A 15,550-nucleotide genomic window follows, 5' to 3' on the forward strand; every position below is an offset into this window, starting at 1 on the left:
AGTAGTTAATTAACCTTGTTTGAGTTTGATGAACATAGTGGTGCCTTTGTCAACCTCACTTTTAACACTTATTTTACCGCTCATTGATTCTATTTGGTTTTTGGTTATAAAAAGACCTATACCCTTGGCATCTTTATGTTTGTGAAAAGTTTTGTACATGCCAAAAATTTTGTCGCCATGTCTTTTCATATTTATTCCTTGCCCGTTATCGCTAAATGATATTACGATATGGCTTTTTTCAATATTAGACTTTATTTTTATAATCGGTGTACGTTTTTTAGAACTATATTTTAGTGCATTTGTTAGAATATTTAAGAAGATACTTTCAAGATAGGCCGGCACTGCATTAACAAAATGAGATTTGGGAATATCAATATGAAGTTGGGCGTTTTGTTCTTCCAATAATCCATTGATACTTTTGGTAATTTGTTCCATTGTCGTGAGAACGCTAACGCTTTGTAGCTTTTCAAGAGCTCCGGTTTTTACCTGTACGACATCATTTAGATGAGCTATGGTCTCTGATAGGCTTTGAGATGCACTTATAATCATTTCATGTATGTTCTTAAGTTCACCGTCAACATTTTCCTCATTTAAAAACTTTGTGAGCATGCCCATGTTAGTAGAGTGTGAGCGAAGGTTGTGTGAAACGATATGGGCGAAATTTGTAAGACTTTCATTTTGGCTTTTAGTAACGTCTACCAGTGCTTCTAATTTTTTCTGTGACTCTATTCTTTCTGTAATATCTAAAAATTGGATGATGAAATGACTAATATTTCCGCCTTGGTCTTTTACTGGTGTCGCTCCAATAATGGCATGAACTACGTTACCGTTTTTATGAAAGAATCTCTTTTGAAATTGTGAACGTTCATTGTTTTTACTGGTAATTTCGTTTTTATAAATATTGCTGGCAGCTATATCATCTGGGTGAGTAATGTCTAAGGAGTTCATTTGCATTAGCTCTTCCTCTGAATACCCCAGGCTATCGGTTAAACTTTTATTTACTTTTAACCATTTAAGATCTGGATTTACCAGTGCCATACCAATAGCAGAATGTTCAAAGGTTTTAGAAAATAGCTTAGTATTTTTAGCTAATTCAAGTTTGGTACTTCTTAGTTCTGTAATATCCCAGTTTGCACCGGTCATTTTAAATGATTTGCCGTCGCGATCTTTTATCGTTTTAGAGATTCCTTTAATATGCTTTATTGTACCATCTAAATTTGTAATCCTGTACTCTTCGTCAAAATCTTTAACACCGTTAATTGCGTCGTTGGTTGCCTTTAAAACCCTATCTAGATCATCTTTATGTATTGTTGAAGACCAAGATGTAAAAGAACCTGAAAACTGACTTTCATCAACATTGAAAATTCGATACATCTCATCGTCCCACTCTAGATTATTATCTAAAAGATCATAGTTCCAAGTTCCAATTTGTGCAGTTTGTGTAGTAATTTTTAATCGCTCTGAGATTTCTTGATGAGCTAATTCTATTCTTTTACGTTCGTCTATATCTTGGAATGTACCAACAAGTCTAACCGCTTTTCCGTTCAATACTTCAACTTCGCCTTTTGCGCGTACCCAAACTTCATTCCCTTTTGCGGTTATAATGATGAGTTCGGTGTCAAAAGGTTTTTTTTCTGCTATGGCACAACTTACTAAATAAGAGATTTTTTCTCTATGAACGCCTTCTTTATAGAAATTTATTCCTCCCTCTAAATTCGGAACGAAATCTTGACTTACCTGGTGGATTTCTTTCGTGGTTTTTGTCCAATGAACCGTATTGTTAATTAGATCAAGTTCCCAACAACCTATTCTAGCAACTTTTTCAGCTTTATGCAGTAATTCTATTTCTTTTTGTTGGGCCGTTATATCTTCTAGAAAAACAATAGCACCGTCAAAGCCCTGATTTTGTAATTTAGAGGGTGTAATTTTCCATTTTAACCATTGTGGGCTTCCGTCAGGTAAGATAAATTTTTGCCCGTTATTGACATGTTCTTTTCCATTTACGCCATTTTCAACGGCATTTTTAAAAAGATCTGGTGTTTCGATTATATTGTCGAATACATATTTGTTGACACAATCAGAACCGCCTAAACTAAATTTTTCTAACCACTCGTTAGAGTAACTAATATAGTTTAACTTAGTATCTACGATAGCAATTGCATTGGGGGACTCTTTTAAAAGAAAGTCAACGGCTAGTGTTTTCAAAAATTCTTACAATTAAAATTAAAGATATATAATTTATTAAAAGTAAGAAAAATAAATTTACAGTAAGAAAAATCGTCTAAATTGAGTTTCTTTAAGTTTTTCCTGAAGATTGATATATCATATAATACAAAACTATGAACGAGAATTTTTTTAAAGCAATAAGAGAAGGTAGTTTAAACGAGGTTAAAATGATGCTAGAGAAAAACCCTCTACTCGTAAACAGCAAAGATGCACGAGGTTCCACACCATTGATTTTGGCCACTTATTACGACGAAACGGAGATTGCATCATTACTTTTAGATAAAGGTGCAAAAATCGATGCTGTAGATGCCTCTGGCAATACTGCATTAATGGGAGTGTGTTTTAAGGGTTTTACCGATATTGCAAAAATGTTGATAGCTAAAAAGGCTCAATTGAATATGCGTAATGCAATGGGCGCAACATGCTTAATTTATGCAGCACAATTTAATCGTTTAGAGATTGCAAAATTATTAATAGCCAATGGTGCGGATAAAACAATAAAAGATAATAGAGGTAACAGCGCGTTAGATCATGCTAAAATCCAAGGCTTAAGTGCTTTTATCGATATGTTGGAATAAGTATGAAAGAGAATCAAAGTAATAGTCTAAAAATTGCCTTAATTCAATCTGCTTTACATTGGGAGAACCCTGTTGCCAATAGGGAGATGTTCGGTAACAAAATTGTAAAGATGGTTGATTTCGTTGATATTATAATTCTGCCAGAAATGTTTACTACCGGTTTTACCATGGCACCAAATAATATACGTGAAGATGAAGGGGCAATTACATTACAGTGGATGAAAAAAATGGCTGCCAATCAAAATAGCGCTATTGTAGGTAGCATGGTTTTTAAAGAAGATGACCAATATTATAATAGACTATTTTTTGTAAAACCCAGTGGTGATTACGAAAGTTACGACAAGCGTCATACATTTACTTTAGCAGGCGAGGATAAACAGTATACAGCTGGTACACAAAGGTTGATAGTGAACTATAAAGGTTTTTCTATTTGCCCTTTAGTATGTTATGATCTCCGTTTTCCAGTGTGGAGTAGAAATACAGAAAATTTTGATGTATTGCTATATACCGCAAATTGGCCAACACCAAGAATCAATGCTTGGGATACTCTTTTAAAAGCTAGGGCTATTGAAAATATGGTGTATTGTATAGGAGTAAATCGTATTGGTGAAGATGAGGTGGGGCATAAATATCCAGGACACTCAAGTGTTTATGACCCTCTTGGAGAATTAGTTTTACTTTCTGAAAATGAAGGGATTTCAATAGTTGAAATTTCTAAAAATAAAGTCGATCTTGTTAGAGATAAACTTCGTTTTTTAGATGATAGAGATGAGTTTATTTTGAAATAATTAATCTAATAATTGAAAAAGCTTTAAAATATCTTCCTCCTTTTTCAACGATAAATTTTCTCTTTTTGCTGTTCTAATCATTTCAGCGGGTAATTTTTCTTTTATTTCTTTCTTTGAAGATGGAAATTTTAGTATGCGTTCGTTTTTTTGATAGTACAATGTTGATTTAATAACTACCTTGTCAATGCTTTCTATATTTAATAATTTAGCATCTGATGGGGCTTTATTTATTTTAATGCTATAAGCTTTAAAAAGTTTATTCTTTTTATTTACTAAGATTTCAGCAAAAATGGGTTTTGTTTTTTTATCTAGTAGAACTGATGTGAACATTTTACTATTTAAAGTAACAAATATTCCCGGTGTTGGTAACAACGCATTTACGGTACCGTTGTTGAGTGTTTCAATTTCACTGTGGTAGGCATTAAATCGGGCCAAAATAGTGCTATTCTGAGATGAGTTATTTGTAACAACTGCTTGTTGCCAACTATCGTTCAAATAAATACTTCCCTCAATTTTGTTTCCAGATTTTTCTGAAACTCTTAAAAAAGGGGAGTCTATATTTCCAGTTTGAAAGGTACCGGTTTCATCATTTATATGATTAATTTGACCTAGTATTAAATTTGTAGTTAGTAAGTAAATAAATAAAACAAAGTATCTCATAATATTGTTATAGTTTAATTTTGTTAATTTATTAAATTAAATGTCTCAATTTTTTCCCAGTTGGCACGTAACTCTATCAAAGTAGGATAATAACTTATTTTTTCTGGTTGTTTCTTGTCTAAAAAGCTACCGGTATCCCATTTACCATTTCCGTTCATATCAAAAATAACGCGTGCTTGATATTTGCCAGGATTAAGGTTGTCGAATATATAGGCTTGCGATTCTGTTGAATAAATTTCACGCTGCAAATCGCCTTTTTCATTGGTTAATTGCACAATTATTGGATAAACAATATTATTGCCATTTACATTTAAAGTTAAATTACCATAATCAGCAAGACCTTTGGTTCTAAAGGAAAAGGCTACAGAATCATTACTAGTTTCAAAAAAATCTGTTACCGCTCCCGGTATTAATTCCATTCTATAATTTTGGTCAGGTTCGATTTTAAAATCAAAATTTAAAAGATTTTTTAAAGTGTCAAGCTTCAAATTATAAGTTACTTCTACAGAATCTTTATCCATTAATTTTATTTTGGTACTGTCATAGCTTACTAATGGCGTATTGCTGAGTAGATTAATGGGCTTGTCCATTTCTATATTTCCATTCTGACTCATAGAGATTTTAAGGGAGTCGAACTCAATTTTTCTGTTCTTTACCTTAAATGTGTCTTGAATTTTTAAATTTTCATTGGTAATAGTAAAGAGTAAGGAGTCCATCTCATAAGGTGTAAACCAAAAGTTCAATGTGTCTTTTTCCCTATCCTTTAAAACATAAGTCTTAACTGTATCTGGTATTTCGCTTAAAGATTCGATTTTGATGTCGTCTCCTTTACCATAATACCCAAAACTTATTCTATTACTAGCTTCCATGCTGGGTACAGCTACACTGTAATCTTGAATCTCTTTAAAAAGATTTAAAAGATATATAGAATCCGTGGGTAAACTAATAGTATCTTCGACAAAGCCGATTTTATCTGTTTTTTGATCAAATATGTTATTGCCAGAAGCATCTTTGATACCAAATAGAGCATATTTACCTTCCTTTAAATTTTTAAGCTTAAATATTACGGCACTATCTAATGTATTGGTAATATAGTTAGGCGGTCTCTTGTAAACAGTAGAATCGTTGTAACTACTATCGATTTTGTATAGCATTACGCTGATAAAATCATCTGCTTTTTTATTAAAAGCATCTTTTACAACACCTGCAAGTTCAAGTGAGTCTATATAATCTCCGGTAGAGAAAACGTAGGTAAAAAACGACTTCGGATTTTCTTCGTTATTATCTACAATACCTTGACCAAAGTTAAAAGTGTACGTGGTATTAGGTTCGAGTGTATCTTTTATGATAATTTCAACGTATTTGTTAGCGCTACCCATCGGTGATAGCACTGGTGTGTTTTTTAGAGGAGGAGATATGATCAGTTGTTTCTGAATGTCCTTTAGTTTCACTAACTCATCAAAATACAATCTAATTTTTTGTCCGGTAAAGTTGGTGGTTAAATTAGGTGGCTCTGCACGAGTTAATTCTGGTGGGGTAATGTCTTTAGGTCCACCGGTAGGTGTGCCCCGCTGTGCACATTGGTATGATACCAGTACAATGACAAAAATAAAAATAAAACCTAGAATTTTTCTGCCCATTAGTGTGTTTATCGACCGCAAAGAAACAATATATTTTATAGAAATCTAATTCTTTGGAACAACTGCCATACTAGAGATATAAATTTGAACACCGTCAATATCTTTGAAGGTATTAGCGCAAATTTCCATGGTAGCACCGGTAGTAATTACATCGTCAACCAAAAGTAACGTTTTGTTGGCTAGCGCTTCTCCATTTTTAATTTCATATAAAGATCTATTGTCATACCATCTGCTGAGTCTATTTTTTTTGGTTTGTGTTTTTGTGTTAGCGGTTTTTACCAAAATATCATCATTGTATTTGGCATTGATATGAAAAGCAATTTGCTTTGCAAAAAGTGCTACTTGGTTATAACCTCTTTTTTTAAGTTTTTTTCGATGCAAAGGAACGGGAATTACAAAGTCGATTTTTGGCAAATGACCTTGCTCCTTTAATATTTGACCGTGCCAATCACCTAAAAATTGCCCTATACCTTCTTGATTCTTATATTTTAAAAAATGTATGAGGTTTTTTACGATTCCAATTTCGGTAAAGAATAAGAATGAATTTGCTTTTTTTATGTTAATTCGACCATAAAAAATACGGTCAACCGCATTTTCATCGTTAAAAGTATACTCGGTAAGTGGTAATTGATGTCGGCAAGATGTACAGAGAAGCACCTCTCCTCTATATAATCGTGCATTACATCCAAAACATGATATGGGTAGCAGTATGTTGGTAACATCCTTTAGTATATTTGAAATTCTGTTTTTCATCAAATTTTACAGATTAAACAACCTACAGCCCGCTTTTTAAATGGACAGTCAAGATAATAAATTCAATTATAAAATAATACTGGCAGCATTTGTTGCGGTTCTTTTAGCGTTATTAATAGCGTTCTACTATAGTTATGCCCAGTCAAATGCTCAAATTGACTTTTTAGAGCAAGAAAAAGAAATACTGGTAAGAGATCTTACTATTATGAAGGCTGATGTAGATCGTTTATCTGCTAAAAGTGAAATGAACGAAATTGAATTACAAGATTCTAAGTTTAAGGTACAAGAGCTTTTAGATTCTGTAGGTAGATTGAATTTTACGGTTCAAAAGTTAAGGGAATTCAAGACCGAATTGCGTAGGTTGGAATCTAAAAACGATAGTTTACTTCTAAAGAACAATTTTTTACGTTACAATAACATGTTACTTACTGATAAGTATGACGAGTCTCGTAAACAAATTGAAAACCTAAGGGCAAATAGTAATTCTTTAGCTGAAGCAGAAGCTTTGCAAAGAAGAAAAATATTGGAACTAAACCAGAAATTAAAAACCAAAAGTTATTTGAAATTGGCCAATGCCGAGGGTAGTGGTTTCAGATTGATTCGTGGTACCAAACCAACAAAAACGAACAAAGCATCAACTATAGAAAAGTTAAGAGGTTGTGTTACTATAATGGCAGACGAAAGTGAAGCTAATAAGCAAAAAGTAATTTATCTGCAATTCTTAGATTCGAACAAACAAATAGTTGAAGATAACGCCAATACCATTACCGTAAACGGTAATGTATATAGTAAAAGGGTCGAATTTGTTTTTACAGGGTTAGAACAACAAATTTGTGAGGCCATCACCGTTCCTGAAGGTTCATTAATAGAGGGCAACTACACATTAAATGTTTTTGAAGATGAGCGTTTAATTACTTCTTCAGAATTTGAATTAAAATAATTATTAATATTTTAAGCTATTATTCTATTTTTGCCACATGGCAAAGCAAGAAGACGATTTTAAGCGTGTAATTTCTCACGCTAAGGAATACGGATATGTATTTCAATCTAGTGAAATTTATGATGGGTTAAGTGCTATTTATGACTACGGTCAGAATGGTGTTGAACTTAAAAAAAATATAAGGGACTATTGGTGGAAAGCAATGGTGCAGCTCAATGATAATATTGTTGGGTTAGATGCTGCAATTTTTATGCACCCATTAACGTGGAAGGCTTCTGGGCATATAGATGCTTTCAATGATCCGTTAATAGATAATAAAGATTCTAAAAAAAGATATAGAGCAGATGTTTTAGTTGAAGACTATGTCGCTAAAATTGATGCTAAAATTGAGAAGGAGGTTAAAAAAGCGGCAAAACGTTTTGGTGACGCTTTTGATAAAGAGCAGTTTTTGCAGACCAATCAGCGTGTTGTCGATTATCAAGAGCAAGGAAAAACGATTTTGAGCAGATTGGGTAAATCTTTACAGAATGAAGATTTAGCCGATGTAAAAGCTTTAATTGAAGAATTGGATATCGCATGCCCCATGTCTGGTTCTAAGAACTGGACAGATGTTAAACAGTTCAATTTAATGTTCGGCACCAAATTAGGTGCTAATGCAGATAGCGCGATGGATTTATATCTAAGACCTGAAACTGCACAGGGTATTTTTGTAAACTTCTTAAATGTTCAGAAATCTGGTCGTATGAAGCTTCCTTTCGGAATTGCCCAGACCGGTAAGGCTTTTAGAAATGAAATTGTAGCAAGACAGTTCATATTTAGAATGCGTGAGTTTGAACAGATGGAAATGCAATTCTTTATTCAACCAGGTACACAGAAAGAATGGTATGAGGTTTGGAAAGAAAAAAGAATGAAGTGGCACTTGTCTCTTGGTTTGGGTCAAGACAATTACCGTTTTCATGATCACGAGAAACTGGCGCACTACGCAGATGCAGCATCAGATATAGAATTTCGTTTTCCATTCGGATTTAAAGAGTTAGAAGGAATTCATTCTCGTACAGATTTTGATTTAAGCAGTCATGAGAAATTTTCTGGTAAAAAATTACAGTATTTTGACCATGAAGTAAATAAGAACTATGTGCCTTATGTCTTAGAAACTTCAATTGGTTTGGATAGAATGTTTTTAGCGGTATTCTCTAACTCGCTTCAAGAGGAAGAATTGGAGAATAACACTACCAGAACGGTACTTAAGCTACCGGCTGTTTTAGCGCCTGTAAAAGCTGCTATTTTACCTTTACTTAAAAAGGATGGTTTACCTGAAATTGCACACCAAATTATAGATGATCTTAAATGGGATTTTAACGTGGTTTATGATGAAAAAGATGCTGTAGGTAGACGTTACAGAAGACAAGATGCCAATGGTACTCCTTTCTGTATTACCGTTGATCACCAAACTTTAGAAGATCAAACTGTTACTATTAGACATAGAGATTCTATGGAGCAGGAACGTGTTGCTATCTCAGCATTAAATGGTATCATTCATAATGCCGTAGATATGAAAACGTGGTTAAAGAAAATGGAATAGATTAAAGGGTGTAATTTAATTTAACACCACCATAATAGTTAATATTGTTCCCAGGGTAGAAATACCTTGGGGCATTTCCGCCAAATCCCCTAGCATTTATTAATACAGACTGTGCATACTTTTTATTCGTGAGGTTGTTGATTCCAAAATCTAAACCTACACGTAATTTATCTGTAATTTGTTTTTTATAACCTGCTTTAATATGTAATAAGTTGAAGGAATCGCTGTAAAGGGAATTTGCATCTGTTAAAGGAATTTCATCTATAAATTGATGGGTAATATTTAAAAAAAAACCATTTCCAAAATTAGTTTGAATTCCTGAATTCAATTTGTTTTTAGGTACACCTGTTAAAGCATTTTCAGAATAATCTTCATCGGCTTCCTCATCTGTGAAATCAACAAATTTATGGTTACTATACGTGTAACTTATAAATGGAGAAAACAAAATTTTATCGGTTAGGCTGATGCGGTAGCTCCAATCTAAATCAACACCTTGGTGTTTGGTCTTGCCTGCATTGCGCCCTATATATTGGTTGTCTCCTACACGTTTGGCTACCAAAAGATTTTTAATTGGCATAATATAAGCAGCGACTTCCAACTTTAGTTTTTCGTCTTTACTTTTATGTACGATGCCTAATTCATAGTTCGTGCCTGTCTCTTGAAGAATGTCAGGATTTATGATTCCGTCAGGGGTTAGTGTTTCTTCTAAACTAGGATTTGAAAATCCACGGCTAATATTTGCATACAGTTGGTTTGTTGGTGTAATGGCATAATTAACATCTAAACTTGGTAAGAATAGAGTGTTAAAATCTCTATTGGCACTAGTGTTGCTTTCATCTGTGTTGAAAATATCTCTAAAGTCATATTGAGTTTTATTGATATTTAACCCTAATTGAGCTGTAAGTTTATCTGTAAAAGAATAGAATGCCGTAGCAAAACCATTCAGTTGGTTTCTAAATTCTTTATTTTGAGAACGTCTTTCTCCTTGCAAGCTTCCATTACCATTGTTTTCTCGATAGAGATTTTCAAATGTTGCCCAAGAATATTCATCTTTATAAAGTTCGCCGCCAAAAGTGTATGCCAGTGTATTATCTGAAATAGCAACGTTGCCAGAGAACAAGGTTCTAAAACCATAACCATTGGTGTATTCATCTAAAATAATAAACGGTGCAGGTTCATAATGGTCTAAATAGGTATAGAATAGGCTAGTGGTGTTTTTGAAATTAGGGTTTGCATAATAGGTATGAGAAAGTCCTATTAGGCTATAGTTGTTATCTTCAAACCCTTTTGCTGCATTCCAAGTAAAGGCGGCTTGAGTAGGATCTTCATCAAAATCTTCTTGACTTATGGAGCTGGCTATTTGAGCCGAGTAATCTATATGATTTACCAAAAGCCCAATTTCACTTTTTTCTGAAAGTTTGAAAATGGTGTTAAGAAGAAATCCGTCACGTTCGAATCTATTATTTTCACGGTATCCATCTATTTCCATATGACCATACTGAAAGGTCATATAAAAATCTTTTTCTGAATGAGTAAATCCTAAACTGTTTTTGAATAATCCGTAAGAACCTACCGTAGTATTATTGGTAAACTTGGTAGGTTGGTTGCTTGTTTGTTTAGTGTTTAAGATAATTGCTCCACCCAGATTAGTGCCAAATCCTGTTCCCTTAGGCCCTTTAATTACTTCAATTGACGTAAGATTTTCTAAATCGAAAGCTTCTATCGTAGACGAGCCTGTTCCGTTAGTAATAGGTATATTGTTATAGTAAAGTCTAAGTTTGTCTGTTCCAAAAGGCGTTCTTGCGCCAACACCTCTGATTGTAATTCTATTCGTGTTTAAAGCTCCTGACAAAGCATATAGACCGGAAATTTGATTAATGGAGCCAATGAAGTCTACAGGGCTATAATTGGCAAATGTAGTAGCGCCAATTGTTTGTGAGGGTATAATACCAATAGCATTTTTAGCGGTCAAGGTATCTATTACAACAACCTCGTTTAATTGGGTTACGCTGTCGTTTTTGATAGTGTTTTGTGCAAAAAAACTTGAGGTAAATGATAAAAATAGTAATAAGGGATATATTTTTTTCATAGGTAGTTAAAATTCAGAAGTGCTCATTAAAAGCGATAACCTAAAGATAAACCGGCTCTGAACATAAAGTCATCTTGAAAATCTTCTGGATTAATGTTTCTTCCCAGTCCTCCATTTAATTCAATAGTGAATTTTTGACTTCTGGTTGCCCATTTATAACCTCCGCCAAGACCAAGGGCTATAGTAGAGTAATCATAATTTCTATTGCCTAGGTTTGCAGTGTCCTCATCATCGTTTTCGCCTGTATAATAAATACCGAACACTTCAGCAAAAAGACCGCTTTTTGGTCCGTAACCAAAATAAGCTCTTAGGTTAGGTCCTATTCCAAAATTTCCATTGTAATCGGTCGACTTCCCATCAAAATATAATGTTCCTCCAATACTGGTATCTTCATTTATATAATATTCATATCCTAATTCAACCGTAGTGGTAACCAAAAATTGACCAATGTTCAATTTCACCTCATGGCTATTTTCATCATTATAATAAGCTTGAGAAAAAGAAGAAGTAGTAATGAATATTAAAAGAGCCGAAAAAATAAACTTGTTCATGAGATGCGTTTTAAAATGCAAAAATATTTTTAAAGCTGTGAAATTATGATTTTAATGGAAAGTATGCACCTTTAATCTTTAACTCTTTTTTATTTTTAAGGCAAAAGGAATAGAGATGAAGATCATATCTTATAATGTAAATGGAATTAGGGCAGCGATAAGAAAGGGTTTTTTAGATTGGTTGCGAACCGTATCGCCAGATGTAGTATGTCTACAAGAAATTAAGGCTAACGAAGATCAACTCGATCTTTCTTTATTTGAAGAAGCGGGTTACAGGTATAACTATTGGTATAGTGCCCAAAAGAAAGGGTATAGCGGCGTAGCCATACTTTCTAAGACCCAGCCAGATAATGTAGCTTTTGGTACAGGTATCGATTATATGGATTTTGAGGGAAGAAATATTCGTGCAGATTTTGGAGATATTTCTATAATGAGTATGTATTTGCCCTCAGGTACAAATATGCAGCGATTAGATTTTAAGCTTACATATATGGCAGATTTTCAAGAATATGTCAATGATCTTAAAAAAACGAATCCGAATTTAATAGTATTGGGAGATTATAATATTTGTCATGAAGCCATAGATATTCATAATCCTGTGGGATTAAAAAACGTATCGGGATTTTTACCTGTAGAACGGGAATGGATAGGAGATTTCATGAAAAGCGGATTTATAGATAGTTTTAGGGAGTTCAATTCTGAACCGGATAATTATACGTGGTGGAGTTATAGAGCCAATGCCAGAAATAATAATAAGGGCTGGCGTTTAGATTATGCTATGGTAGCTTCTACACTAAAAGATAGATTGTCTAGATCTGTAATTTTATCAGAAGCGAAGCACAGTGATCACTGCCCTATTTTAATTGAGTTAGAGAGTTAACGAAATAGATACAATCGCCCTGAATATATTTAGTAGTTTTGCGTTTTGAGGATTAAAAAAATTAAGCTAAATGATCTATACCAATTTACCACATACAGATATTGAAGTAAGTAAAATATGTTTGGGTACTATGACCTGGGGTAATCAAAATACCGAAGAGGAAGGTCATGAACAAATCAATTATGCTCTTGATAAGGGCGTTAATTTTTTAGATACGGCAGAGTTGTATCCTGTTCCTGCACATAAAGATAGATATGCCGCTACAGAGAAGGTTATTGGTAATTGGTTTAAAAAAAATGGTAATAGAGAAGATATCGTACTAGCTTCTAAAATTGCGGGAAAAGCTGAAATGACGAAGTTTATTCGTACTAGCGGTTTTACTAGAGAGTCTATTATTGAAGCTGTAGAGGGAAGTTTACAGCGTTTGCAAACAGATTATATTGATTTGTATCAATTACATTGGCCAGATAGGGGTACCAATTATTTTGGTCAAAGAGGGTATAAGCATGATATATCTGATCATTGGGAAGATAATATTCATCAAGTTTTAGAAACCTTCCGTGATTTAATACGAGAAGGTAAAATAAAGCACGTAGGTATTTCTAATGAAACACCATGGGGAACCATGCGTTTTTTAGAGGAAAGTAAAGTTCATGGAACATTGCCAAGAACAATAACTGTTCAAAATCCGTATAGTTTGTTAAATAGATTGTTTGAGGTGGGCATGGCCGAAATTTCAATGAGAGAACAAGTAGGTCTATTGGCATACTCTCCAATGGGTTTTGGTGCGTTAAGTGGTAAGTATTTAGGTGATCGAATGCCAGAAGGTTCTCGATTAAGTTTATTTCCTAATTATAATAGATATATCGGCGATACAGCTGTAGAGGCGACTAAAAAATATTATGATCTGGCGCAAGCCAATGGCATTACGCTTGCACAAATGGCTTTGGCGTTTGTAAATACGAGGCCTTTTGTTACCAGTACTATTATTGGTGCTACAAGCATCAAACAATTAGAAGAAAATATTGGTAGTATTGATATTGATTTGTCTGAAGATATTTTAAAAGAAATAGAAGCCATCCATAATTCAATTCCTAATCCTGCGCCTTAGAATGGATAGCCTAATTTTTTTGAAAGTCGGTTTTGGACAAATAGTTTTAATCTTAGTAGTGATTGTGATCATTATGGTTTTGGCTAGAATAATGCGAGATAAGCGCTAGCTAAATAAATTATTTGTAACCTCTTCGATTTTGGACGCTAATAATATTTTGATTTTTGTCGATTTCAGGCCTATTTTATTGCTTTTTGAAATTATGATGGTGTCATAACCTAGTTTTTCGGCTTCTAATATGCGTTGCTCCACGCGCTGTACAGGTCTAATTTCTCCGGCAAGTCCAACTTCGGCAGCGAAGCAAATTCCTTTATCAATAGGTATATCCTCATTACTGGATAAAATGGCAGCAATGACGGCCAGATCAATAGCCGGGTCATCTACAGATATGCCTCCGGTTATATTCAAGAAAACATCTTTAGCGCCCAGTTTAAATCCTGCACGTTTTTCTAACACTGCCAATAGCATATTTAATCTTTTGGCGTTATAGCCCGTTGTAGAACGTTGAGGTGTTCCATAAACAGCTGTACTGACTAGTGCTTGAATTTCTATAAGTAGTGGGCGCATACCTTCTACGGTAGAAGCAATTGCAGTACCACTTAATCCGTCGTCATTTTTAGAAATCAATACTTCAGATGGATTGTTGACTTCGCGTAATCCACTGCCTTGCATTTCGTAAATACCAAGTTCTGCAGTTGATCCAAATCTATTTTTTAGCGACCTCAAAATACGATATACATAATTGCGATCACCTTCAAATTGAAGAACGGTATCTACCATATGTTCTAAAATTTTTGGCCCTGCAATAGATCCATCTTTGGTAATGTGTCCAATTAATATAACAGGGGTATTGGTTTCTTTCGCGAATTTTATAAGTTCTGCTGTACATTCTCGAATTTGAGAAATACTACCCGCAGCAGATTCAATATAATCTGAGTGAAGTGTTTGTATAGAATCGATAACAACAATATCTGGTTCTGTTGCTTCTATTTGTTTAAAAATGTTTTGGGTTTTAGTTTCCGTTAGAATAAAGCAAGTTTGGCTATTTGGGTGAATTCTATCGGCACGCATTTTAATTTGTTTTTGGCTTTCTTCACCAGAAACATATAACGTTTTATAAGGTAATTTTAATGCTATTTGCAGAAGTAGGGTGCTTTTTCCAACACCGGGTTCACCGCCTAGAAGTACCAATGCGCCAGGAACTAAGCCGCCACCAAGAACTCTATTGAATTCTAGGTCAAAAGTATTTAGGCGAACTTCTTTCTCAATACTGATTTCATTCACCAACAGAGGTTTAGAAATTCTTTTGGTGGTTTGAGAAGGGGTTTTCCAACTAGTCTTCTCTTCTTTTTGTACTACCTCTTCAACAACGGTGTTCCATTGTTTGCAGGCAGAGCATTGTCCAACCCATTTGGCATATTGGGTACCACAATTTTGACAAAAAAATGCAGTTTTAGTTTTGGCCATCTTTAGTTTTTATCAAAAGCTAAAGGTAGCAAGAAGTTTGAAATGATTGGATTTTGCTATGGAAATTAAAGTTTAATTTTCGCCAGACCTTTCTTTTTTAAAAGCGCTAAAGGCTAGAAAAAATGAAGCCCATGCCATAAATAGGGCAATGCCGTTATAGGTTAAAATGAATTCTCCTTTTAATCCAAAGTAAGTAAAGAGCACTCCGGAAAACACGAAGTACATTGCGTCAATTTTAATCATAATTAAGTAGGTTGGGCTAATTTGGGACTAGCCGTTTATTTA

General features: G+C 34.0%; 14 protein-coding genes. 6 read left to right on the plus strand and 8 right to left on the minus strand.

What is annotated here, in order from left to right:
• Nucleotides 1–9: 9 nt before the first annotated feature.
• Nucleotides 10–2,205 carry a PAS domain-containing protein gene (locus SJY30_RS15490; RefSeq protein ID WP_396633034.1) on the minus strand — a complete coding sequence of 732 codons (2,196 nt, stop codon included), beginning with the start codon at nt 2,203–2,205 and terminating at the stop codon, nt 10–12.
• A 134-nt stretch (nt 2,206–2,339) separates the two neighbouring features.
• Between SJY30_RS15490 and SJY30_RS15495 the strand changes: the two genes are divergently transcribed.
• Nucleotides 2,340–2,804: an ankyrin repeat domain-containing protein gene (locus tag SJY30_RS15495; RefSeq protein WP_396633035.1), complete on the plus strand. Its 465-nt coding sequence runs from the start codon at nt 2,340–2,342 to the stop codon at nt 2,802–2,804.
• Between the two features lie 2 nt (nt 2,805–2,806).
• Nucleotides 2,807–3,592 carry a nitrilase family protein gene (locus SJY30_RS15500; protein ID WP_396633036.1) on the plus strand — a complete coding sequence of 262 codons (786 nt, stop codon included), beginning with the start codon at nt 2,807–2,809 and terminating at the stop codon, nt 3,590–3,592.
• Here SJY30_RS15500 and SJY30_RS15505 read toward each other — a convergent pair whose 3' ends face one another.
• Genes SJY30_RS15505 through SJY30_RS15515 form a run of 3 tightly spaced genes read right to left on the minus strand, consistent with a single transcriptional unit; the run spans nt 3,593 to nt 6,645 of the window.
• Entirely contained in the window at nt 3,593–4,252 is a 660-nt protein-coding gene (locus tag SJY30_RS15505; protein WP_396633037.1) for a hypothetical protein, read from the minus strand.
• A 23-nt stretch (nt 4,253–4,275) separates the two neighbouring features.
• Nucleotides 4,276–5,892 (minus strand): Ig-like domain-containing protein, encoded by a 1,617-nt coding sequence (locus tag SJY30_RS15510; protein WP_396633038.1) that lies wholly within the window; start codon nt 5,890–5,892, stop codon nt 4,276–4,278.
• Nucleotides 5,893–5,937: 45 nt separating this feature from the next.
• Nucleotides 5,938–6,645 carry a ComF family protein gene (locus SJY30_RS15515; protein WP_396633039.1) on the minus strand — a complete coding sequence of 236 codons (708 nt, stop codon included), beginning with the start codon at nt 6,643–6,645 and terminating at the stop codon, nt 5,938–5,940.
• A gap of 40 nt (nt 6,646–6,685) precedes the next feature.
• Between SJY30_RS15515 and SJY30_RS15520 the strand changes: the two genes are divergently transcribed.
• Both SJY30_RS15520 and SJY30_RS15525 read left to right on the plus strand, forming a co-directional pair.
• Nucleotides 6,686–7,585 (plus strand): hypothetical protein, encoded by a 900-nt coding sequence (locus tag SJY30_RS15520; protein WP_396633040.1) that lies wholly within the window; start codon nt 6,686–6,688, stop codon nt 7,583–7,585.
• 37 nt (nt 7,586–7,622) lie between these two features.
• Nucleotides 7,623–9,167 (plus strand): glycine--tRNA ligase, encoded by a 1,545-nt coding sequence (locus SJY30_RS15525; RefSeq protein ID WP_396633041.1) that lies wholly within the window; start codon nt 7,623–7,625, stop codon nt 9,165–9,167.
• 1 nt (nt 9,168) lies between these two features.
• Here SJY30_RS15525 and SJY30_RS15530 read toward each other — a convergent pair whose 3' ends face one another.
• Entirely contained in the window at nt 9,169–11,256 is a 2,088-nt protein-coding gene (locus SJY30_RS15530; RefSeq protein ID WP_396633042.1) for a TonB-dependent receptor family protein, read from the minus strand.
• Between the two features lie 26 nt (nt 11,257–11,282).
• A complete protein-coding gene (locus SJY30_RS15535; RefSeq protein WP_396633043.1) occupies nt 11,283–11,807 on the minus strand; it encodes a DUF3575 domain-containing protein in 525 nt (174 codons plus the stop codon).
• 115 nt (nt 11,808–11,922) lie between these two features.
• On the opposite strand from SJY30_RS15535, the gene SJY30_RS15540 reads away from it, so the two are divergent.
• Both SJY30_RS15540 and SJY30_RS15545 read left to right on the plus strand, forming a co-directional pair.
• A complete protein-coding gene (locus SJY30_RS15540) occupies nt 11,923–12,687 on the plus strand; it encodes an exodeoxyribonuclease III (protein WP_396633044.1) in 765 nt (254 codons plus the stop codon).
• A gap of 70 nt (nt 12,688–12,757) precedes the next feature.
• Nucleotides 12,758–13,798 (plus strand): aldo/keto reductase, encoded by a 1,041-nt coding sequence (locus SJY30_RS15545; protein WP_396633045.1) that lies wholly within the window; start codon nt 12,758–12,760, stop codon nt 13,796–13,798.
• Nucleotides 13,799–13,903: 105 nt separating this feature from the next.
• Here SJY30_RS15545 and radA read toward each other — a convergent pair whose 3' ends face one another.
• Both radA and SJY30_RS15555 read right to left on the minus strand, forming a co-directional pair.
• Nucleotides 13,904–15,265: a DNA repair protein RadA gene (radA, locus tag SJY30_RS15550; protein WP_396633046.1), complete on the minus strand. Its 1,362-nt coding sequence runs from the start codon at nt 15,263–15,265 to the stop codon at nt 13,904–13,906.
• Between the two features lie 72 nt (nt 15,266–15,337).
• Nucleotides 15,338–15,508, minus strand: coding sequence for a hypothetical protein (locus SJY30_RS15555; protein ID WP_157486616.1), 171 nt, complete (start codon nt 15,506–15,508; stop codon nt 15,338–15,340).
• Nucleotides 15,509–15,550: the final 42 nt, after the last annotated feature.

It is taken from the genome of Maribacter sp. R86514 (assembly GCF_044597005.1).
Taxonomy (GTDB): Bacteria; Bacteroidota; Bacteroidia; order Flavobacteriales; family Flavobacteriaceae; genus Maribacter.

Excerpts from the sequence above, each read along its gene's own strand:
- SJY30_RS15495 (WP_396633035.1), top strand. The coding sequence starts at position 2,340 with ATGAACGAGAATTTTTTTAAAGCAATAAGAGAAGGTAGTTTAAACGAG.
- SJY30_RS15500 (WP_396633036.1), top strand. The coding sequence starts at position 2,807 with ATGAAAGAGAATCAAAGTAATAGTCTAAAAATTGCCTTAATTCAATCT.
- SJY30_RS15505 (WP_396633037.1), bottom strand. The coding sequence starts at position 4,252 with ATGAGATACTTTGTTTTATTTATTTACTTACTAACTACAAATTTAATA.
- SJY30_RS15510 (WP_396633038.1), bottom strand. The coding sequence starts at position 5,892 with ATGGGCAGAAAAATTCTAGGTTTTATTTTTATTTTTGTCATTGTACTG.
- SJY30_RS15515 (WP_396633039.1), bottom strand. The coding sequence starts at position 6,645 with ATGAAAAACAGAATTTCAAATATACTAAAGGATGTTACCAACATACTG.
- SJY30_RS15520 (WP_396633040.1), top strand. The coding sequence starts at position 6,686 with ATGGACAGTCAAGATAATAAATTCAATTATAAAATAATACTGGCAGCA.
- SJY30_RS15525 (WP_396633041.1), top strand. The coding sequence starts at position 7,623 with ATGGCAAAGCAAGAAGACGATTTTAAGCGTGTAATTTCTCACGCTAAG.
- SJY30_RS15530 (WP_396633042.1), bottom strand. The coding sequence starts at position 11,256 with ATGAAAAAAATATATCCCTTATTACTATTTTTATCATTTACCTCAAGT.
- SJY30_RS15535 (WP_396633043.1), bottom strand. The coding sequence starts at position 11,807 with ATGAACAAGTTTATTTTTTCGGCTCTTTTAATATTCATTACTACTTCT.
- SJY30_RS15540 (WP_396633044.1), top strand. The coding sequence starts at position 11,923 with ATGAAGATCATATCTTATAATGTAAATGGAATTAGGGCAGCGATAAGA.
- SJY30_RS15545 (WP_396633045.1), top strand. The coding sequence starts at position 12,758 with ATGATCTATACCAATTTACCACATACAGATATTGAAGTAAGTAAAATA.
- radA (WP_396633046.1), bottom strand. The coding sequence starts at position 15,265 with ATGGCCAAAACTAAAACTGCATTTTTTTGTCAAAATTGTGGTACCCAA.
- SJY30_RS15555 (WP_157486616.1), bottom strand. The coding sequence starts at position 15,508 with ATGATTAAAATTGACGCAATGTACTTCGTGTTTTCCGGAGTGCTCTTT.